Here is a 19,918-nt window from a genome sequence, read left to right as displayed (position 1 = left end):
GCCCGTGCCGCCAGTGCAGGCCGTCAGGCCTTGCGCATGTACGCCCGTACCGTGAGCGGCGCGAAGACGGCGACGATGACCGCCGCGCCGACCAGCGAGATCACCGCGTCCGAGCCCAGCACGCCGTTGTTCGTCAGCTCACGGACCGCCGTCACCAGGTGCGAGACCGGGTTGACGTTCACGAAGCCCTGGAGCCAGCCCGGCATGGTGTCGGGCTGCACGAACGCGTTCGAGAGGAACGTGAGCGGGAACAGGACGATCATCGAGATCCCCTGGACGCTCGCCGCGGTCCGGGCGATCACGCCGAAGAACGCGAAGATCCAGCTCACGGCCCACGAGCACACGATCACGAGCAGGGCCGCCAGGACGACCGAGCCCAGGCCGCCCGCGGGTCGGTAGCCCATGACGTAGCCCATCGCGAACGTCAGGGTCGTCGCGATGCCGTACCGGACGGTGTCCGCGAGCAGCGCCCCCGACAGCGGCGCGATGCGTGCGATCGGCAGCGAGCGGAACCGGTCGAACACGCCCTTGTCCATGTCCTCACGGAGCTGGACGCCCGTCACGACCGACGTCGTGATGACGGTCTGGACGAGGATGCCGGGGATGATCGTCGGCAGGTAGCTCACGACGTCCCCGGCGATCGCTCCGCCGAAGATGTACGTGAACATGAGCGTGAACAGGATCGGCTGGACGGTCACGTCGACGAGCTGCTCGGGCGTCCGACGGATCTTCAGGATGCCGCGGTACGCCATGGTCAACGTGTTGCGGACCGTCTGCCCGAGGCTCGTGCGGTTCGTCAGGTCGCGGTCGGTCGCGGCCTGGATCTGCTCCCGGGGAGCGGTGAGGGTCGTGGTCATCGCAGGGCCGCCTCTCGCGTGGTCGTGGATGCGGGCGCGTCCGCGCCCGCGGGGCGCCCGTCACCGGGTTCCGCAGGCTCCTCCGACCCGACGCCGTGACCCGTGAGGGTCAGGAAGACCTCGTCGAGGCTCGGCTTGTCCATGCTGATCGAGTCGACCCCGATGCGGGCCTCGCGCAGCCTGACGAGGAGGTCGGTGACCTCGTCCGGTCCGGTCACCGGGACCGTGATGCGGCGGGCCTCGGGGGACGTGGTCGCGGCGACGCCGAACGTCGCCTCGACGATGTCGAGGGCCGACCCCAGGTCCGCGGCCGCGACCAGCCCGAGCTGGAGCGACTGGTTCCCGACCGCGTCCTTGAGCTCGTCGGCCGTGCCCTCGGCGACCACCCGGCCGCGGTCGATGACCGCGATCCGGTCGGCCAGCTGGTCGGCCTCGTCGAGGTACTGCGTCGTGAGCACGACGGTCGACCCCGTCGCGACGAGCTCACGGATCGTGTCCCACATCTGGGCGCGCGTGCGCGGGTCCAGGCCCGTGGTCGGCTCGTCGAGGAAGATCAGGGGAGGCTGGGCGATGAGGCTCGCCGCGAGGTCCAGACGGCGGCGCATGCCGCCGGAGAAGTTCTTGAGCGGACGCGTCGCGGCCTCGGTCAGGCCGAAGGTCTCGAGCAGGTCGGCGGCCTTGCGTCGCGACTCGGCGCGCCCGAGGCCGAGCAGGCGCGAGAAGATCACGAGGTTCTCGGTCGCGCTGAGCGTCTCGTCGACCGAGGCGTACTGGCCCGTGACGCCGATGAGCTGGCGCACGACCTGGGCCTCGCGGACGACGTCGTGCCCGAAGACCCGGGCCTCGCCGGCGTCGGGGCGCAGGAGCGTGGCGAGCATGCTGATGGTGGTGGTCTTGCCGGCGCCGTTCGGGCCGAGCACGCCGTACACCGAGCCGGTGCGGATGCTCAGGTCGACGCCGTCGACCGCCCGGTTGTCGCCGAACGTCTTGACGAGGCCGTGTGCCTCGACCGCCCATTCGTGGGTCATGGATTCCTCCTGGTTGCTGGTGGGTCCAGCCTCCGGGAGGGGCCTGTCACGCCGGTGTCACGTCGCTGTCACGTCGCTGTCCGGGGAGGCGGCAGGACGGGAGAGGGCCGCCGTTCCCGCAGGAACGACGGCCCTCTCCACTCCTGCGGGCCGCGCGGCAGGTGGGCGGCGGCGGGCGGCGGCAGGGATGAATGTCAGTCGCGGACGCGGAACGTGAGCAGCGTCCAGGTGAGCGAGGTGATGAGGAGCCCGGCCCCCAGCATGTGCGCGGCGACCAGGACCTCGGGCAGCCCCGTGAAGTACTGGACGTAGCCGATCAGGCCCTGCAGGAGAGTCACCGCGACGAGCACGACGACGGCCTTGCGGGCCCGGGCAGGGGCGGTGGCCTGGCGCAGGACCAGGACCGTCAGCACGACCAGCACGGCGAGGAAGAGCCAGACGGAGGCCGCGTGCGCCTTGCTGATGAGTGCCGGGTCGAGAGCGAACCGGTAGGCCACCTCGTCGTCGCCGCCGTGCGGGCCCGAGCCCGTCGCGAGGACGCCCAGGATCAGCAGCGGCACCGCCAGGACGGCCAGGACCCGGCCGACCAGGGTGGTCCGTCGGTCCACGACCTGTGCGGGCTGACCGTCGCCCTCGCCCGAGCGGTACAGCAGGTAGGCCGAGACCGCGACGAGCGCGGCGGACACGAGGAAGTGGACCCCGACGACGGCGGGGTGCAGGTGCAGCAGGACCGTGACGCCACCGATGACGGCCTGCAGGGCAACGCCGATCAGGGGGAGCGAGCTCGCGCGCCGGAACGACGCGGAACGCGTCGTGTCGGTCCAGAGGAGCACCAGGACCGCGAGCGCGATGATCCCGACGACCCCCGTGAGCGTGCGGTTGCCGAACTCGATGAGGGGATGGATGGACATCGCCGAGTGGAACTCGGGCGTGAAGCTCCCGGGCTCGCACAGCGGCCACGTGGAGCAGCCGAGGCCGGATCCGGTCAGACGCACCGCGCCGCCCGTGACGATGATGCCGATCTGGCCGACGAGGTTCGCGACGAGGACCGGTCGGGTCCAGCGGCGGAAGCGGTCGACCTTCGCGTACCAGGCGGGGGACGTGGGTACCGGGGCGAGTTCTGCGCTGCTCACCGTCCAAAGGTAGCCGCGGGGCGAGCGCGGCCCTCAATCGCCGAGGCCCCGTGCGGGTGTGAGATTGGCCCGCAGGAGACCGCCCGAAGGGAACCGTGACGGGACGGCGCGTCGTTCCCGACGGATCATGGCCATTTCGATACCCTCACGGGACCTTTCGATACATTCCAGGGGGTTTTCGTGACCGTTTCCCGACCTGCTCGCCGCATCCAGGGGATCGGAGCGCTCGCGGTCGCCCTGCTGGTGCTGGCCGGCTGCACGCCAGGAGCGGACCCGCAGGAGACCCCGGCCGCGGGTGAGACCTCGCCCGCCTCGGGAGGGACCGGGACGACCGACGAGGAGGCGGGCGGTGACGCGGCTCCCGGGCAGACGGTCGGCGAGGAGTCCGGGACGGATGCCGGTGCCGGGGCGGGGACGGCCGGATCCTTCGACCGGACCGCGACCCTGGTCGTCCGCCCCGAGGGCTTCACCTCGGCGAGCGCCTTCCCGTCACGCGCCGGCTGGACGACGCTCGGATCGACCGGCAGGTGCACCGTGTCCAGCACCGCGACGAGCGTGCCCGACGAGGACCAGGTCGCTGCGGAGCGGGGCATCTCCCTCGTCGCGCTCGCAGACCTCATGGCTCGCGAGCAACGGGCGAGCGACCCGTCGAGCGTCTCCGAGGTGCTCGTGGCCGACGGCAGCCCGGGGGAGCCCCGCGGGACGAACGCGGCCGTGCAGGAGTGGACCGTCGAGCGCGCAGGCACGGTCGTGCGCAGTCGTGTCCTGGTCCGGTCGGTGTGGACGCGCCTGTACACCGGCGAGGGGCTGCGCGAGAGCACCTACGTGGCCTTCGAGTGCACCGGGACCGCGGTCGACGAGGCGGCCTGGGCCACCGCACTGGCACAGGTGCGCCTCCCGTCCGCGGGCGGGGAGACTGCCGGCACGTGGCGGTTCGAGTGATGCGGGTCCGTCCCACGGTGAGCCGATGGCCGGGTGCTCCCGGCGCCGGGCGACGGACTCAGTGCCAGCGGAACAGCTTGCCCGCTCCCCAGCCGAGCGCCGCGGTCCACCCCAGCAGCACGACCACGGAGAACGCGGGGACCTCGCCCAGGAGCAGCGCACCGCGCATGGCCTCGCCGAGCGCACCCGAGGGCAGCAGCAGGGCGACCTGCTCGAGCGCCCCGGGAAGCTGCTCGACCGGGACCAGCACGCCCCCCGCGACGGTCAGCAGGACCAGCAGCAGGTTCGCGACCGCGAGCACGCCCTCGGCGCGCAGCGTCCCCGCGAGCAGGAGCGCGAGGCTCGTGAACGCCGCGGTGCCGAGCAGCACCGCGAGCAGTGCCGGCAGGATGCCGGCCGGGTCAGGGGACCACCCGAGCGCGAGCGCGACGCCGCCGAGCACGACGACCTGCACGACCTCGACCGCGAGCACCCCGAGGATCTTGCCCGCGAGCAGCCCGCCCCGGCCCAGCGGTGTCGTGGACAGCAGTCGCAGGACGCCGTTGCGCCGGTCGAAGGCCGTCGCGATGGCCTGCGACGTGAAGGCGGTGGACATGACGGCGAGCGCCAGGACACCGGGCGTCACGAAGTCGATGCGCGAGTGTCCCTGCGTGTCGAGGTCGATGAAGCTCGTGCGCGCCAGGCCCACGAGCAGCATCACGGGCAGGATGATCGTCACGAGCAGCTGCTCGCCGTTGCGCAGGATCATGCGGGTCTCGAACGCCGTCTGCGACGCGACCCGACGCCACGCGGGGGCGGCCCCGTCCACGGGGGACGCGCCGTCGGTCGGGGCGGGCCGCTCGGCGACCGGTCCGGTGGCGGTCTGGTCGGTCATCGGAGCTCTCGTCCTGTCAGGTCGAGGAAGACGTCCTCGAGGGTGCGGCGGCCGATCGTGATGCGCGAGGCGAGCGCGCTCTCGTCCGCGAGCCACGCGGTCACGACGGCGACGGTCGACGGGTCGACCGGCCCCGTCACGCTGTACGAGCCGGGCTGCGTCTCGGTCACGGTCCACGCGGAGGCGAGCGACGTCGTCGGGCCGGCCTCGACGCGCCGGGCCAGCGCCACCACGTCCAGGCCCGCGCGCGCCTCGAGGCGCAGCGTCCGGTTCCCGTCCGCGGACGGGCCCGCGTGCAGCAGGTCGGGCGTCGCGCCCGAGGCGATGACCTGCCCGTGGTCCACGATGTAGACGTGGTCCGCGAGGTCCTCGGCCTCGTCCATGAGGTGGGTCGTCAGGACGATCCCGACGCCGTCCGCGCGTAGCTCGCGCACGAGCTCCCACACCGCGTGCCGGCTCTGGGGGTCCATGCCCGCGCTCGGCTCGTCGAGGAACACCACCTCGGGGCGGCCGACGATCGCCGCGGCGAGCGCGAGGCGCTGCCGCTGACCGCCCGACAGGCGCCGGACCGTCGTCCGCGCGAAGCTCGCGAGGCCCAGGCGCTCCGTGATCTCCGCCACGTCGCGAGGGTTCGCGTACATGGACGCGACGTGGTGCAGCATCTCGAGCGCGCGCACGCCCGTGGGCAGGCCGCCGTCCTGGAGCATGACCCCGACGCGCGGGCGCAGGTCGCGCGCGCTCAGCAGAGGGTCGAGCCCGAGCACCCGCACGGTGCCCGCGTCCGGTGCTCGCAGCCCTTCGCAGCACTCGATCGTGGTGGTCTTGCCGGCCCCGTTGGGGCCGAGGACGGCGGTCACGGCGCCTCGGGAGGCGGTCAGGCTCAGGTGGTCGACGACCGCCCGGCCGTCATAACGCTTGACCACGTCCTGGAGGACGACGGCGGGGGAGTCGGGCACGGTGGCGATTGTAGGGGAGCCGCCTGGGGCCCGCTGTGAGGTAGGCCTTGCTTGCGTCGGACCATTTAGCACATGAGACTGTTACCTATATCGACCTGTCCCCGAGGCTCTTGCGCGCCCGCGGACCAGGCGAGGCGGATCCCAGCAGGCCGGACGACGTGGAGGTGAGGCATGACGCACGGTGCACGCACCTCGGGTGCGACTCCTCGCTCCCTGCCTGCCGTCGCGCTCGGCAGTGACGCATCCCACGCCGCCGCGGACGGCGACGGGACCACGCGCGAGCGCGTCCTGTCCCTCATCGTGACCGACGGACCTGTGAGCGCCGCCTCGCTCGCGACGGACCTGGGTCTCACGCCCGCAGGCGTCCGCCGCCACCTCGCGCAGCTCGAGACCGACGGACTCATCTCGGTCCACGACTCGGGCGCCACCACGGGCATGCGCGGACGACCGGCCCGGCACTACGTCGCGACGAACAGGGGGCAGTCCGAGCTCTCGGGGGCCTACCCCGACCTCGCGACCCAGGCGCTGCGCTTCCTGCGCGACGTCGCGGGCGAGGACGCCGTCGAGGACTTCGCTCGTCGTCGCCTCGAGGAGCTCACGGACCGCTACGCGCCCCGCATCACGGCCGACGACGTCGCGGGCCGCGCCGAGCAGCTCGCCGCGGTCCTCGCCGAGGACGGGTTCGCCGCGAGCGTGCGCCCCGTCGCCGGGACCGCGACCGTCCAGCTCTGCCAGGGGCACTGCCCGGTCCAGCACGTCGCCGAGGAGTTCCCCCAGCTGTGCGACGCCGAGGCCCAGGTCTTCTCCCAGCTCCTCGGCTCGCACGTCCAGCGGCTCGCGACCCTCGCGGGCGGCGGGCACGCGTGCACCACCAACGTCCCCGTGCTCCCCGCGGCGACCCGCGTACCCGAGGCGAGCGACGCCGTCGGGCACGAGACCACCGCACGACGCGCCACCGCGCGCGGACCGCGCGCCCCGGCGCACCCCCCAGCACGACACACCGAACCGACAGGTTCATCGACCACCGCCCCACCGCCCCCCTCCGTCGTCGACGGAACGTGGAAGGAATGACATGAGCGCTCCCACCCAGGACACCGCCGGCGTGTCCCAGAGCACCGGCCAGTCCGACGAGGAGATCATCGCCTCGATCGGCTCCTACGGCTACGGCTGGCACGACAAGGACGACGCCGGTGCGACGGCGCAGCGCGGCCTCTCCGAGGCGGTCGTGCGCAACATCTCCGCGCTCAAGAGCGAGCCCGAGTGGATGCTGAACTACCGCCTCAAGGCCCTGCGCCTGTTCGACAAGAAGCCCATGCCCAACTGGGGCAGCGACCTGTCGGGCATCGACTTCGACAACATCAAGTACTTCGTGCGGTCCACCGAGAAGCAGGCCACGTCGTGGGACGACCTGCCCGAGGACATCAAGGAGACCTACGACAAGCTCGGCATCCCCGAGGCGGAGAAGCAGCGCCTCGTCGCCGGTGTCGCGGCCCAGTACGAGTCCGAGGTCGTCTACCACCAGATCAACGAGGAGCTCGAGAAGCAGGGCGTCATCTTCCTCGACACCGACACCGCGCTGCGCGAGCACCCCGAGCTCTTCCAGGAGTACTTCGGCACCGTCATCCCCTCGGGTGACAACAAGTTCGCCGCGCTCAACTCGTCCGTGTGGTCCGGCGGCTCGTTCGTGTACGTCCCCCCGGGCGTCCACGTCGAGATCCCGCTGCAGGCCTACTTCCGCATCAACACGGAGAACATGGGCCAGTTCGAGCGCACGCTGATCATCGCGGACGAGGGCTCGTACGTGCACTACGTCGAGGGCTGCACCGCCCCGATCTACTCGAGCGACTCGCTGCACTCCGCGGTCGTCGAGATCATCGTCAAGAAGAACGCCCGCGTGCGGTACACGACCATCCAGAACTGGTCGAACAACGTGTACAACCTCGTCACCAAGCGTGCGACGGCGGCCGAGGGCGCGACCATGGAGTGGGTCGACGGCAACATCGGCTCCAAGGTCACCATGAAGTACCCCGCGATCTACCTGCTCGGCGAGCACGCCAAGGGCGAGACGCTGTCGATCGCGTTCGCGGGCGAGGGCCAGCACCAGGACGCGGGCGCCAAGATGGTGCACGCGGCCCCGCACACGTCCTCCTCGATCGTCTCGAAGTCCGTGGCGCGCGGCGGTGGACGCACGTCCTACCGCGGCCTCGTCCAGGTCCTCGAGGGAGCGGAGCACTCCGCCTCCACCGTTCTGTGCGACGCGCTGCTCGTCGACCAGATCTCCCGGTCCGACACCTACCCGTACGTCGACGTCCGCGAGGACGACGTCTCGATGGGTCACGAGGCGACCGTGTCGCGCGTGAGCGAGGACCAGCTGTTCTACCTCATGTCCCGAGGCATGGCCGAGACCGAGGCCATGGCCATGATCGTGCGCGGGTTCGTCGAGCCCATCGCGCGCGAGCTGCCCATGGAGTACGCGCTCGAGCTCAACCGCCTCATCGAACTGCAGATGGAAGGGTCCGTCGGCTAAATGACTACTACTGCGAGCACCACAGAGACCGAGCCGATCGGCCTGAGCACGGACCACACGCAGGCCGTCCAGGACGGCGCTCACTCGCACGGGGTCGGCGGCACGCCGCAGGGTTCCCGCGCCGAGCGCATCACCTCGTTCGACCCGACCGTCATCACCGTGCCCACCGGGCGCGAGGAGGAGTGGCGCTTCTCGCCGGTCCCGCGCCTCGCCCCGCTGTTCGCGGCCGAGCTCGGCAGCGCCGGCGTGCGCACGACCGTGGTCGACGCGCCCGAGGTCACGGTCGAGATCGTCGGCCGGGACGACGAGCGGCTCGGCCGCGCGGGCGTCCCCGGCGACCGCACCGCCGTGACCGCGTGGAACGCGTTCGCCGAGGCGACCGTCGTGACGATCCCGGCCGAGGCCGTGGCCAGCGAGGTCACGTCCGTGCGCATCGAGGGCCTGTCCGACGAGCCCACCGCGACGCACCTGCTGATCCAGGCCGAGCGCCACAGCGAGTCCGTCGTGGTCATCGACCACGTGGGCTCCGCGACGCTCACCGAGACGGTCGAGATCGTCGTCGAGGACGGCGCGCACCTCACGGTCGTGTCGGTCCAGGACTGGAGCGAGGGAGCCGTGCACGCGAGCTCGCACCGCGCCCGCATCGGGCGTGACGCCAAGCTCAAGCACGTCGTGGTGACGTTCGGCGGCGACGTCGTGCGCGTGACCCCGGACGCCGAGTTCACCGGCACCGGTGGCGAGGTCGAGATGGTCGGCCTGTACTTCGCGGACGCGGACCAGCACCAGGAGCACCGCCTCTTCGTCGACCACGCGGTCCCGAGCTGCAAGTCGCGCGTCACCTACAAGGGCGCGCTGCAGGGCGAGGGCGCGCACACGGTCTGGGTCGGGGACGTGCTGATCCGCACCGAGGCCGAGGGCACCGACACCTACGAGCTCAACCGCAACCTCGTCCTCTCGGACGGTGCGCGGGCCGACTCGGTGCCGAACCTCGAGATCGAGACCGGCCTCATCGAGGGGGCCGGGCACGCCTCGGCGACCGGTCGCTTCGACGACGAGCAGCTCTTCTACCTGCAGGCCCGCGGCATCCCCGAGGCCGACGCACGTCGCCTCGTGGTCCGCGGCTTCTTCGCGGAGCTCATCCAGGAGATCGGTGTCCCGTCGGTCGAGGAGCGCCTGCTCACCTCGATCGAGGCCGAGCTCGCCAAGTCGATGAGCGTCATCGAAGGCCGGTGACCTGACCCGCATGAGCGCACAGCTTGCTTGCATGACCGACGACGTGGCGCCCGAGGAGGCGCTGCGCGTGGAGCTCGAGGGCGAGAAGGGTCCCGTGGAGGTCGCGGTCGTCCGCGACGGCGACGGGAACTGGCACGCCATCTCGGACATCTGCTCCCACGGTGCGGTCTCGCTGTCCGACGGCGAGGTCGAGGGCTGCTTCATCGAGTGCTGGCTGCACGGCTCGCAGTTCGACCTGCGGACCGGCATGCCCACCGCGCTGCCCGCGATGCGCCCTGTGCCCGTCTACCCGGTCACGATCGACGGCGAGCGCGTGCTCGTCGACATCGACCAGACCGTCTCCCCGTCCTGACCCCTGAACTTCTCGATATTCCGAATACTGGAGAACACCACATGTCCACTCTGGAGATCCGCGACCTGCACGTCAGCGTCGAGACCAAGGAAGGGCCGAAGCCGATCCTGCGCGGCGTCGACCTGACCATCAACAGCGGCGAGACCCACGCGATCATGGGCCCCAACGGCTCGGGCAAGTCGACCCTCGCGTACTCGATCGCCGGTCACCCCAAGTACACGATCACGAGCGGCACCGTGACGCTCGACGGCAAGGACGTCCTCGCGATGACGGTCGACGAGCGTGCCCGCGCCGGCATGTTCCTCGCCATGCAGTACCCCGTCGAGGTCCCCGGCGTGTCCGTCTCGAACTTCCTGCGCACCGCGAAGACCGCGATCGACGGCGAGGCCCCCGCGCTGCGCACGTGGGTCAAGGACGTCAAGGGCGCCATGGAGAACCTGCGCATGGACTCGTCGTTCGCCGAGCGCTCGGTCAACGAGGGCTTCTCCGGCGGTGAGAAGAAGCGCCACGAGATCCTGCAGATGGAGCTCCTCAAGCCGAGCATCGCGATCCTCGACGAGACCGACTCGGGCCTCGACGTCGACGCGCTGCGCATCGTCTCCGAGGGCGTCAACCGCGCCAAGGCGAACACCGACGTCGGCGTGCTGCTCATCACGCACTACACGCGCATCCTGCGGTACATCAAGCCGGACTTCGTGCACGTGTTCGTCGATGGCCGCATCGCCGAGGAGGGCGGCCCCGAGCTCGCCGACCGCCTCGAGAACGAGGGCTACGACCGCTTCCTGACCGGCGCAGCCACGGCCTGACTCGGCCTGCGGCCCGCCGGCCGCCCGCCCGCCGGTCAGCCGGCGGGTACCTGACACACCCGAGGAGACTTCGATGACCACCACCGACACCGTGCGGGCCGGGCTGAGCGCCACCGAGCTCGCCGCCGTGCGAGCCGACTTCCCGCTGCTCGCCCGCACGGTGCGGGGTGGCCGTCCGCTCGTCTACCTCGACTCGGGCGCCACGTCCCAGAAGCCCCAGGTCGTCCTCGACACCGAGGTCGACTTCTACGAGGAGCGCAACGCCGCGGTGCACCGCGGTGCGCACCAGCTCGCGGAGGAGGCGACCGAGGCGTTCGAGGACGCCCGGTCCGCGGTCGCGCGCTTCGTCGGGGCCGACGCCGACGAGATCGTGTGGACCTCCGGGGCCACGGCCGCGATCAACCTCGTGACGTACGCGCTGTCCAACGCGACGATCGGTCGCGGGGGAGAGGCGGCCCGCCGCTTCGCCCTCGCGCCGGGCGACGAGATCGTCCTGACCGAGGCCGAGCACCACGCGAACCTCGTGCCGTGGCAGGAGCTCGCGGCGCGCACCGGAGCGGTGCTGCGCTGGTTCGGCGTCGACGACGAGGGCCGCATCCGCGTCGACGAGGCGGCCTCGGTCATCACCGAGCGCACGCGCGTCGTCGCGTTCACGCACGCCTCGAACGTCACGGGGGCGATCACCCCGGTCGCGCCCATCGTGGCGCGGGCCCAGGAGGTCGGGGCGCTCACGTTCCTCGACGCGTGCCAGTCCGTGCCGCACCTGCCGGTCGACCTGCACGCCCTCGACGTCGACTTCGCCGCGTTCTCGGGTCACAAGATGCTCGGTCCCACCGGGGTCGGAGCGCTCTACGGGCGACGCGAGCTGCTCGAGGCGCTGCCCCCGGTCACGACCGGTGGATCCATGATCGAGGTCGTGACCATGACCGAGGCGTCGTACATGCCGCCGCCGCAGCGGTTCGAGGCCGGCACGCAGGCCGTCGCGCAGATCGTCGGCCTGGGCGTCGCGGCGCAGTACCTCGAAGAGCTCGGGATGGAGAACGTCGCGGCCCACGAGCACGACCTCGCCGTCGAGATGCTCAAGATCGCGGACGTCCCGGGCGTGCGCATCATCGGCCCGCGGACGCCCGAGGACCGCCTCGCGGTCGTCTCGTTCGTCGTCGAGGGCGTCCACGCCCACGACGTGGGCCAGGTCCTCGACGCCGCCGGGATCGCCGTGCGGGTCGGTCACCACTGCGCGCAGCCCCTGCACCGCCGGTTCGGGATCGCCGCCACGGCGCGCGCCTCGGCCTCGGTGTACACGACGTCCGAGGACGTCGTGGCGTTCCGGGAAGGTTTGGCGGGGGTCCGGGCGTTCTTCTCAGTGGACTGACGTGCGCCCGACGCCCCACCCTGTCTGCGCGGTCCCACGACCCGCACGACGTACCGAAGGAGCAGGACCCCAGCAATGAGCAGCTCGTTGGAGCAGATGTACCAGCAGGTGATCCTCGACCACGCGAAGTCCCCGCACGGGCGAGGCTTCGTGGAACTCGCGGAGGGGCACCTGCACGGTGAGTCGCACCAGATCAACCCCACGTGCGGTGACGAGGTCACGATGCGCGTCGAGTTCGACACCGCCGACCCGAAGGTCCCCACGATCTCCCGCGTGAGCTGGGAGGGGCAGGGCTGCAGCATCTCGCAGGCCTCGCTCTCGGTGCTCACCGACCTCGTCACGGGCGCACCGGTCGCCGAGTCCGAGCACCTGGGCGACCTCTTCCGTCAGCTCATGCAGTCCCGCGGCAAGGGCCTCGACGAGGACCGCGAGGACGAGCTGGGCGACGCCACGGCCTTCACCGGGGTCGCGCAGTTCCCGGCCCGTATCAAGTGCGCGCTGCTCGGCTGGGCCGCCCTGCGCGACACCCTGGCGACGTCGGGGGTCCTCGCGGGCCCGGGCGCAGCCTCCCAGCCCCCGCTCGACCAGCCCTTGTCCCCGCAGTCCCCCCAGGAGAACCGATGACGACCGAGACCCCCGCCGCCTCTGCGGCACCGACCCCGCCGACCGCGGCCGACGTCGAGGAGGCCATGCGCGACGTCATCGACCCCGAGCTCGGGATCAACGTCGTCGACCTCGGCCTCGTCTACGGCATCCAGGTCGACCAGAACAACCACGCCGTGATCGACATGACGCTCACGTCGGCAGCCTGCCCGCTCACGGACGTCATCGAGGACCAGACCGCGCAGTCGCTCGACGGCCTGATCGACGGCTTCCGGGTCAACTGGGTCTGGATGCCGCCGTGGGGCCCCGAGAAGATCACGCAGGACGGCAAGGACCAGCTGCGCGCGCTGGGCTTCAACGTCTGACGTTCGCCTGACCCGCGGGTCGTGCGCCGAAGGGGCTGTCGTTCCTCCCGGAACGACGGCCCCTTCGCGTGCTCGTCAGCCCGCGCTACGGGCTGCCCGGGGGGACCGGGGGCGGGCGCGCCTGCCACGGGCGGCCGGCCACCGGCCTCGTCCCCCGCGGGCGGCGCCGCCCGACCTCACTTCGAGTGCTTGTGGTCCGTCCCCGGGTAGACGGCGTCCACCTCGACCTCGACGAGCCAGCCGTTGACCGGCAGGTTCTCGATCTCGAGCGCGAACCGCGAGGGACGCGCCTCGTTCACGACCATCGGTGTGGTCGTCACGGAGCCGAGCTGGACGTCGAGCGTCGCCCCGGTGGCGAGGTTCGTGTTGGCGAAGAACTGCCGGTACGCCCGGTTCCACCCGGCGAAGTCCATCTTCGCCTCGCCCTCGGGGTTCTGGAGGAAGACCCGCATCGAGACGACGTCCTCGTAGGACAACCCGGCCTTCGTGAGGTTCTCGCCGATGCGCATGAGTGCGTTGATGCCCTGGGCCTCGGTGAGCGTGACCCCTGCCGGCAGCTGCCCGCCCGGGAAGACGTCGGTCGGGATGTACCTGGCCTCGGCCGACACACCGGGGGCCGTGTTCATCGCCGACGGTCCGAGCCCCGAGGACTTGTACCAGGCGACGTTCTTGCCGATCGCGACGCCGTCGGCGATCGACGCGGTGTCGCCCGTGATGAACGAGACGGCCTCGGTCGGCGCGGGCTCGAAGAGCTTGCCCTTCGCGTAGGCGGTGCCCGGGACGGCGACGGCTGCGGTCACGACGACCGCGGCGATGATCTTGACGCTGCTCTTCATGAGGACCTCCAGTGGCGGTGCAGCGCGCGGGGGCGCCTGGCACGTGTCGGTCCGGTGGGTACCGGATGCCGAGGACCGTAGTGAGGTGCCGTTTCGGCGCGATGAACACCGCGGTTCGGGCTGAAGTCGGCCCGGATGCCCTGAATCGCACCATCTGCTCGGAGGAGCATGCTGGCGGAACGGTGCGAAACAGACTTGTTACCACTGGCAACGGCCAGGAAACGCCGAGGAACCGTCCAGGGAACCTGCAGTGCCTAGCGTCACGCACGGTGCTGGCGGCGGCACCCGGCGCTCGCGGCCGTGGACCCCCGTCCGTCAGACCGACAGACGAGAGGTAGGGCATCGTGGTCTCAGAAAACGGCTCCTCCGGCGTCTCACGCCGCAACTTCCTCCAGGCAGTCGGCGTGGGCTCCAGCGCCGGTGTCATGTTCGCGACGATGGGCGCCGTCGGGCTCGCGCCGACGGCCGCGGCACAGCCGCGCAACGAGTCCTGGACGCCCCCGAGGGGCAGCGACTTCTCGCTGACCGGGCGCTCCGCCAAGAAGGTCGTGGTCGTCGGAGCGGGTCCCGCCGGGCTCGCGTCGGCGTACGAGCTGCAGAAGGCCGGCTACCGGGTGACGGTGCTCGAGGCCCGTCACCGCGCGGGCGGCCGGACGCTGACGATACGCAACGGCGACTCCGAGACGGACGTCAACGGCGTCAAGCAGACCGCCCGGTTCTCCGACGGTACGTACATGAACGCGGGCGCCGGGCGCATCGCCCAGTGGATGGTCACCATGGACTACCTGCGCGAGCTGGGTGTGCCGTACGAGGTCTTCACGAACGCCAATGCCGACGCCTACCTCTACAACGAGCGCTCGGGTGCCACACCGGGCAACCCGGTCCGGTACCGCACGGCCAAGGCCGACGTGTTCGGCTACACCTCGGAGCTGCTCAGCATGGCGGCCGACCAGGGCGCGCTCGACCAGAAGCTGACCGCCGCGGACAAGGAGAACCTGCGGTCCTTCCTGCGCAGCTGGGGGTCGCTCACGGCCGACGGGAAGTACCAGGGCGGGAGCAACCGCGGGTACTCGGTGTACCCGACGGCGTGGAACGAGCACGGCACGCCGTTGCCCGGACCGGGCACGGTCTCGGAGGTGCTCGCCTCGAAGGTGGGGCAGTACTTCCCGTTCGAGATCAACTGGGAGCAGTCGATGCTCATGTTCCAGCCCAAGGGCGGCATGGACACGACCTACGAGTACTTCGTGCGCGCCATCGGCAAGCAGAACGTGCTCTTCAGCTCGCCGGTGACCGGGGTCGAGAACACGAGCAGCGGGGTGAAGGTCACCTACACGGCTGCGAACGGCAAGGCCCGCCAGATCGACGCCGACTTCGCGATCGTCTCTGCCCCGGCGGGGCTCATGCGTCGTTGGAGCACCAACTGGGGCCCGGACGTCGACGCGGCGCTGGGCGAGTTCGCGGTCGGCTCGCCCGCGGGCAAGATCGGCCTCCAGTACCGGTCGCGCTTCTGGGAGGACGACCACCGCATCTACGGCGGCATCACCGAGACCGACATGGACCTGGCCCACATCTGGTACCCGTCCTACGGCTACGGGGAGCGCAAGGGACTCGTCGTCGGCTACTACAACACGGGGGCCAACGCGCGGGCCTACGCCGACATGTCGCCCAAGCAGCGCGAGCTGCGGGCGGTCGAGCAGGGTGTCAAGATCCACGGCGAGAAGTACCGGACCGAGCTCGAGAGCTCGTTCTCGATCGCGTGGCACAAGGTGCCGTACATCGAGGGCGCCTGGGCCTACCCGAACACCGCGTCCGCGCGCTTCAAGCAGCTCCAGCAGGGCGCCGGCAACGTCTACTTCGCGGGCGACTGGATGTCCGAGATCTCCGCCTGGCAGCACGGTGCGTTCTGGTCGGCGCGGTACGCCGTGCAGAACCTCCACCAGCGCGTCATGTCGAGCTGACACGACCGGTCCGGGTTCCTCGGCTCGTCCGAGGGGCCCGGACCTCTGCTCGCCGCCCGAGGTGCGCTCGTCAGCGCCTGGGTACGGTGCTCGGAGCCCGTGCATCGGAACCGGGCTCCTGTCCGGCCTGGCGCTCTCACGCGTCGGCGGGCAGGAGCGGTGGGTGCTCCAGGACGCGGGGGCGGTACTCGACGATGTGGATGCCCGTGTCGAAGGTATGGTGCTCGGTCATCTCGAGGGCGACGTCGGGATAGCCGTCGTAGATCCGCTCCGACCCCGTCGCGCCGGTGATCACGGGGAACATCCCGACCCGGAACCGGTCGACGAGCCCTGCCCGCAGCAGCGCGCGCGCCACGCTGAGACTGCCGATCGTGCTGAGGATCCCGTCCTCGTCGGCCTTCATGGCGCGGACGGCCTCGACCGCGTCGCCCCGCACCAGCGTGGAGCTGGCCCACCTCAGCGGCTCGTCGAGCGTGCTGGAGAAGACCACCTTCCGTGCCGCCGTGAGCTCGTCGACCGACGCCTCCTCGTCAGCGGTGAACTCGTCCGTCCCCTCCGGCACCTGGCCCGCCGCGAAGCCCGACATCAGCCGGTAGGTGTTCGCGCCCATGAGGTAGGTGACCTCGGGCTGCTCCTGGAGCCACGCGAGATACTCGGGCCCTTCGAGCCCCCAGAATCCGGGCCACCCCTCTCCCGACGCGTAGCCGTCGAGCGAGGTGATGAAGTCGACGAGCAGCTCAGCCATGGGTCCGTCCCCGTCCTCGGTGCTCCCGTGCGGTGATGCCGCTCGAGGGCGGCCTGGTCTCACCAGTGAGACGGCTGCGCGACCGAGAACTCATCGGTCCGCCGGAGGCGCGCGTGCGCTCGGCGCCAGTACGCAGTCCGACGATCGCCGTCAGGGGAAGCGGGAACGAGAGCGCTCAGAGCGTCGAGGCCTCGAGAGCGTTGCAGTCCTGGAAGGTCCCGCCGTCGTAGCCCGTCATGAACCAGCGCTGGCGCTGCTCGCTCGAGCCGTGCGTCCACGCCTCGGGGTTCACCGAGCCGGTCGCGGACTGCTGGATGCGGTCGTCGCCCACGGCGGAGGCCGCGGAGAGGGCGTCCTTCAGCTCCTCCGGGGTGATCTCCTGGAGGAAAGGCACCCCGCGGTCAGGGTCGATCGTCGTGGCCGCGTTCCCCGCCCACATGCCCGCGAGGCAGTCGGCCATGAGCTCGATGCGCACCGAGTCGGACTCGGGTCCTGTGCCCGAGCGGTCCGCGGACGACATGGCCCCCGAGAGCTGCTCGATGTGGTGACCGAACTCGTGCGCCACGACGTACATCTCGGCGAGGCTCCCGTCCGAGGAACCGAAGCGGTCGCGCAGCTCGTCGAAGAACGACACGTCGATGTACACGGTCTGGTCCGGCGGGCAGTAGAACGGCCCGACGGCACTGGTCGCCGCGCCGCACGCGGTCTGCGTCGAGCCCGGGAAGCTCACGACGTCGGGTACGACGTAGGCCACCCCGACCTGCGCGGGCAGTGCCTCGGCCCAGTAGGCGTCGAGTGACTGCGCGGTCGCGGACAACCGGCACTCGCGCTCGGTGTTCGCCTGCTCGACCGTGCACTCCTCCACGAACTGCTGCTGGCCGGTGTCCTCGGTGCTGGTCGTCTGGACCTGGTCGCCGACCGCGCCCAGCACGCTGCCCAGGTCGCCGCCGTTGAGCAGCGCGACCACGACCGCCACGAGCACGGCCGCGATGCCGCCGCCTGCGATCACGGGACCCTTGCCGCGGCCACCCTTGCGGACACGGCCGCCCTCGAATGAACCACCCTCGTTGAACGTCACGGGTCAACGCTACCCGTCGCCGCAGGTCACGGCGCCCTGCGGTCGCGGTCCGGTCGGCGACTTGCCGGCGCACCTCGCCGTGCGCGGGCTCCGTCCGCGGGGGAGCCGCCCCTCCCGGCCCGACGGCGCCGCCCGCCCCGCGCCGTCGTCCCGCCCCGCCGCGGCGTGCCCCGGGGAGGCGAGCGACGTCGTCGGGCGGGGAAGGTGGTTGCCGAGAACGAGGTTGCGTCCGTCCTGGGCCCCGGGACGAACGCAACCTCGTTCTCGACGCCGGCTACCCGGCAACGTTGTCGACGCCGGCTACCCCGGCAGCCCCGTCGGCGCGCGCGGCCTCGACCGGGAACGGGACCGGTACCTGCGCCGGGGGCGCCCTGCCGCACCCGCGTCACCCACTGTGACGGACCAGCCCGCGAAATCCCGTTCCGTCCGCAGCCGCGCGGCACTAGAATCGGTGGCGTTTGTGTCTCGCACACGGCGCGGACCCGCGCCGGGCAAGACTCCTGGACACCCCACGACCCCGCCGGAGGAACTCTCTGTGATCACTGCCCATGCCGTCGAGCTGCGCGTCGGCGCCCGCGTCCTGCTGGACGAGGCGTCCTTCCGCATCGCTGCCGGAGACCGGATCGGTCTGGTGGGTCGCAACGGAGCGGGCAAGACCACCCTGACGAAGACCCTCGCGGGGGAGACCCAGCCCACGGCCGGGCAGATCGTGCGCACGGGCGAGGTCGGCTACCTGCCGCAGGATCCCCGCACGGGCGATCTCGACGTGATCGCGATGGACCGCGTGCTCTCGGCGCGCGGGCTCGACGTCCTCGTGCGCAAGATGCGCGAGACCGAGGGCGAGATGGCGAGCGCCGACGCGGACACCCACCTGGCCGCGATGGACCGCTACCCCAAGCTCGAGGAGCGCTTCACGGCCGCGGGCGGTTACGCCGCGGAGAGCGAGGCGCAGCGCATCACCTCGAACCTGGGCCTCGACGAGCGCATCCTCGCGCAGCCCCTCAACACGCTCTCGGGTGGTCAGCGCCGCCGCATCGAGCTCGCACGCATCCTGTTCTCGGGCGTCGAGACGCTCCTGCTCGACGAGCCGACGAACCACCTCGACGCCGACTCGATCCTGTGGCTGCGCGACTACCTCAAGAACTACTCGGGCGGGTTCGTGGTCATCAGCCACGACGTCGAGCTGCTCTCGGCCACCGTCAACAAGGTCTTCTACCTCGACGCGAACCGGGGCGTCCTGGACCAGTACAACCTGGGCTACAAGGCGTACCTCGAGCAGCGCGAGACCGACGAGCGTCGTCGCCGCCGCGAGCGCGCCAACGCCGAGAAGAAGGCCGGCACGCTGCTCGCGCAGGCCGAGAAGATGCGCGCCAAGGCGACCAAGGCCGTGGCCGCGCAGAACATGATCAAGCGCGCCGAGCGCATGCTCTCGGGCCTCGAGGGCGAGCGCGTGAGCGACAAGGTCGCCAAGCTGCGCTTCCCCACGCCGGCCCCGTGCGGGCGCACGCCCATCACGGCCGAGGGGCTGTCCAAGTCCTACGGGTCGCAGGAGATCTTCGCGGGCGTCGACCTGGCGATCGACCGGGGAAGCCGGGTCGTGGTGCTCGGGCTCAACGGTGCCGGCAAGACGACGCTGCTGCGCATCCTGGCGGGCGTCGAGAAGGCCGACACGGGCGAGGTCATCGCGGGGCACGGGCTCAAGCTGGGCTACTACGCCCAGGAGCACGACACCCTGGACATGGACGTGACGGTCGTCGAGAACCTGCGGCACGCGGCGCCGGACCTCACCGACACGCAGGTGCGCTCGGTGCTCGGCTCGTTCCTGTTCTCGGGCGACGACGCCAACAAGCCCACGCACGTCCTGTCCGGCGGCGAGAAGACGCGCCTCGCGCTCGCGACCATCGTCGTGTCGGGCGCGAACGTGCTGCTCCTCGACGAGCCCACCAACAACCTGGACCCGGCCTCGCGCGCGGAGATCCTCGACGCCCTGAAGAACTACGAGGGAGCCGTGGTCATGGTCACCCACGACGACGGCGCGGTCGAGGCGCTCTCTCCCGAGCGTGTCCTGCTGCTGCCCGACGGCGACGAGGACCTGTGGAACGACTCCTACGCCGAGCTCATCTCGCTGGCCTGAGCGACCGGTAGCCACCGGTACCGCAGCGACACGAACGGCCCGCCTGCACCGGGTCGCTGACGGGGGAGAGGTCGAGGTGCTCGTCGGGCACATGGGCGGTCCGCTGTGGGCGCGCAAGG

General features: G+C 71.1%; 19 protein-coding genes. 11 read left to right on the top strand and 8 right to left on the bottom strand.

The window, feature by feature from the left end; translation table 11 throughout:
* Positions 1-23: 23 nt before the first annotated feature.
* The 3 genes from H9641_RS18605 to H9641_RS18595 form a co-directional block, all read right to left on the bottom strand.
* Complete coding sequence (locus H9641_RS18605) at positions 24-857, bottom strand: ABC transporter permease (protein WP_191805897.1); 834 nt, start codon at positions 855-857, stop codon at positions 24-26.
* Positions 854-1,885 (bottom strand): ATP-binding cassette domain-containing protein, encoded by a 1,032-nt coding sequence (locus tag H9641_RS18600; RefSeq protein ID WP_191805896.1) that lies wholly within the window; start codon positions 1,883-1,885, stop codon positions 854-856. The genes H9641_RS18605 and H9641_RS18600 overlap by 4 nt, the downstream gene beginning before the upstream one ends.
* Before the next feature lie 194 nt (positions 1,886-2,079).
* Positions 2,080-3,018, bottom strand: a complete 939-nt coding sequence (locus tag H9641_RS18595) for a COX15/CtaA family protein (protein ID WP_191805895.1) — start codon at positions 3,016-3,018, stop codon at positions 2,080-2,082.
* A gap of 180 nt (positions 3,019-3,198) precedes the next feature.
* Here H9641_RS18595 and H9641_RS18590 point away from each other — a divergent pair, with 180 nt between their 5' ends.
* A complete protein-coding gene (locus H9641_RS18590) occupies positions 3,199-3,960 on the top strand; it encodes a hypothetical protein (protein WP_191805894.1) in 762 nt (253 codons plus the stop codon).
* 58 nt (positions 3,961-4,018) lie between these two features.
* Here H9641_RS18590 and H9641_RS18585 read toward each other — a convergent pair whose 3' ends face one another.
* A complete protein-coding gene (locus tag H9641_RS18585) occupies positions 4,019-4,834 on the bottom strand; it encodes an ABC transporter permease (protein WP_191805893.1) in 816 nt (271 codons plus the stop codon).
* On the bottom strand, positions 4,831-5,790 hold the full coding sequence (locus tag H9641_RS18580) for an ABC transporter ATP-binding protein (protein WP_191805892.1): 960 nt from the start codon (positions 5,788-5,790) through the stop codon (positions 4,831-4,833). Before H9641_RS18580 ends, H9641_RS18585 begins: the two co-directional genes overlap by 4 nt.
* A 171-nt stretch (positions 5,791-5,961) precedes the next feature.
* On the opposite strand from H9641_RS18580, the gene H9641_RS18575 reads away from it, so the two are divergent.
* From H9641_RS18575 to H9641_RS18540, 8 genes are all read left to right on the top strand, one after another.
* Positions 5,962-6,861 carry a helix-turn-helix transcriptional regulator gene (locus tag H9641_RS18575; protein ID WP_191805891.1) on the top strand — a complete coding sequence of 300 codons (900 nt, stop codon included), beginning with the start codon at positions 5,962-5,964 and terminating at the stop codon, positions 6,859-6,861.
* A 1-nt stretch (position 6,862) separates the two neighbouring features.
* The gene (sufB, locus tag H9641_RS18570) at positions 6,863-8,317 is read left to right on the top strand and encodes a Fe-S cluster assembly protein SufB (protein ID WP_191791376.1); all 1,455 of its coding nucleotides are present in this window, start codon (positions 6,863-6,865) and stop codon (positions 8,315-8,317) included.
* Complete coding sequence (sufD, locus tag H9641_RS18565) at positions 8,318-9,550, top strand: Fe-S cluster assembly protein SufD (protein WP_191805890.1); 1,233 nt, start codon at positions 8,318-8,320, stop codon at positions 9,548-9,550.
* 10 nt (positions 9,551-9,560) lie between these two features.
* Positions 9,561-9,902 (top strand): non-heme iron oxygenase ferredoxin subunit, encoded by a 342-nt coding sequence (locus H9641_RS18560; RefSeq protein ID WP_191805889.1) that lies wholly within the window; start codon positions 9,561-9,563, stop codon positions 9,900-9,902.
* 41 nt (positions 9,903-9,943) lie between these two features.
* Positions 9,944-10,708 (top strand): Fe-S cluster assembly ATPase SufC, encoded by a 765-nt coding sequence (gene sufC / locus H9641_RS18555; RefSeq protein ID WP_191805888.1) that lies wholly within the window; start codon positions 9,944-9,946, stop codon positions 10,706-10,708.
* A 73-nt stretch (positions 10,709-10,781) separates the two neighbouring features.
* Positions 10,782-12,080 carry a cysteine desulfurase gene (locus tag H9641_RS18550; protein WP_191805887.1) on the top strand — a complete coding sequence of 433 codons (1,299 nt, stop codon included), beginning with the start codon at positions 10,782-10,784 and terminating at the stop codon, positions 12,078-12,080.
* A gap of 75 nt (positions 12,081-12,155) precedes the next feature.
* Positions 12,156-12,704 (top strand): Fe-S cluster assembly sulfur transfer protein SufU, encoded by a 549-nt coding sequence (gene sufU / locus H9641_RS18545; RefSeq protein ID WP_191805886.1) that lies wholly within the window; start codon positions 12,156-12,158, stop codon positions 12,702-12,704.
* The gene (locus tag H9641_RS18540; protein WP_056647167.1) at positions 12,701-13,048 is read left to right on the top strand and encodes a metal-sulfur cluster assembly factor; all 348 of its coding nucleotides are present in this window, start codon (positions 12,701-12,703) and stop codon (positions 13,046-13,048) included. The genes sufU and H9641_RS18540 overlap by 4 nt, the downstream gene beginning before the upstream one ends.
* A gap of 176 nt (positions 13,049-13,224) precedes the next feature.
* Here the strand turns inward: H9641_RS18540 and H9641_RS18535 are convergent, their stop codons facing one another.
* The gene (locus H9641_RS18535; RefSeq protein ID WP_191805885.1) at positions 13,225-13,884 is read right to left on the bottom strand and encodes a Rid family hydrolase; all 660 of its coding nucleotides are present in this window, start codon (positions 13,882-13,884) and stop codon (positions 13,225-13,227) included.
* A gap of 344 nt (positions 13,885-14,228) precedes the next feature.
* Between H9641_RS18535 and H9641_RS18530 the strand changes: the two genes are divergently transcribed.
* Positions 14,229-15,842: a flavin monoamine oxidase family protein gene (locus tag H9641_RS18530; protein ID WP_191805884.1), complete on the top strand. Its 1,614-nt coding sequence runs from the start codon at positions 14,229-14,231 to the stop codon at positions 15,840-15,842.
* A gap of 136 nt (positions 15,843-15,978) precedes the next feature.
* Here the strand turns inward: H9641_RS18530 and H9641_RS18525 are convergent, their stop codons facing one another.
* Both H9641_RS18525 and ypfJ read right to left on the bottom strand, forming a co-directional pair.
* Entirely contained in the window at positions 15,979-16,587 is a 609-nt protein-coding gene (locus H9641_RS18525; protein ID WP_191805883.1) for a dihydrofolate reductase family protein, read from the bottom strand.
* 175 nt (positions 16,588-16,762) lie between these two features.
* A complete protein-coding gene (ypfJ, locus tag H9641_RS18520; protein ID WP_191805882.1) occupies positions 16,763-17,665 on the bottom strand; it encodes a KPN_02809 family neutral zinc metallopeptidase in 903 nt (300 codons plus the stop codon).
* Between the two features lie 535 nt (positions 17,666-18,200).
* On the opposite strand from ypfJ, the gene H9641_RS18515 reads away from it, so the two are divergent.
* Positions 18,201-19,799: an ABC-F family ATP-binding cassette domain-containing protein gene (locus H9641_RS18515; RefSeq protein ID WP_056647151.1), complete on the top strand. Its 1,599-nt coding sequence runs from the start codon at positions 18,201-18,203 to the stop codon at positions 19,797-19,799.
* Positions 19,800-19,918 lie beyond the last annotated feature (119 nt).

This window comes from Oerskovia merdavium (genome assembly GCF_014836755.1).
In the GTDB taxonomy this organism is placed as follows: domain Bacteria; phylum Actinomycetota; class Actinomycetes; order Actinomycetales; family Cellulomonadaceae; genus Oerskovia; species Oerskovia merdavium.
This window is presented reverse-complemented; position numbering and strand designations above follow the sequence as displayed.

Bases quoted from the DNA above. Each gene is read 5' to 3' on its own strand.
- H9641_RS18605 (WP_191805897.1), bottom strand. From the start codon at position 857: ATGACCACGACCCTCACCGCTCCCCGGGAGCAGATCCAGGCCGCGACC.
- H9641_RS18550 (WP_191805887.1), top strand. From the start codon at position 10,782: ATGACCACCACCGACACCGTGCGGGCCGGGCTGAGCGCCACCGAGCTC.
- H9641_RS18575 (WP_191805891.1), top strand. From the start codon at position 5,962: ATGACGCACGGTGCACGCACCTCGGGTGCGACTCCTCGCTCCCTGCCT.
- sufD (WP_191805890.1), top strand. From the start codon at position 8,318: ATGACTACTACTGCGAGCACCACAGAGACCGAGCCGATCGGCCTGAGC.
- H9641_RS18540 (WP_056647167.1), top strand. From the start codon at position 12,701: ATGACGACCGAGACCCCCGCCGCCTCTGCGGCACCGACCCCGCCGACC.
- sufB (WP_191791376.1), top strand. From the start codon at position 6,863: ATGAGCGCTCCCACCCAGGACACCGCCGGCGTGTCCCAGAGCACCGGC.
- H9641_RS18525 (WP_191805883.1), bottom strand. From the start codon at position 16,587: ATGGCTGAGCTGCTCGTCGACTTCATCACCTCGCTCGACGGCTACGCG.
- sufC (WP_191805888.1), top strand. From the start codon at position 9,944: ATGTCCACTCTGGAGATCCGCGACCTGCACGTCAGCGTCGAGACCAAG.
- H9641_RS18560 (WP_191805889.1), top strand. From the start codon at position 9,561: ATGAGCGCACAGCTTGCTTGCATGACCGACGACGTGGCGCCCGAGGAG.
- H9641_RS18535 (WP_191805885.1), bottom strand. From the start codon at position 13,884: ATGAAGAGCAGCGTCAAGATCATCGCCGCGGTCGTCGTGACCGCAGCC.
- H9641_RS18585 (WP_191805893.1), bottom strand. From the start codon at position 4,834: ATGACCGACCAGACCGCCACCGGACCGGTCGCCGAGCGGCCCGCCCCG.
- sufU (WP_191805886.1), top strand. From the start codon at position 12,156: ATGAGCAGCTCGTTGGAGCAGATGTACCAGCAGGTGATCCTCGACCAC.
- H9641_RS18600 (WP_191805896.1), bottom strand. From the start codon at position 1,885: ATGACCCACGAATGGGCGGTCGAGGCACACGGCCTCGTCAAGACGTTC.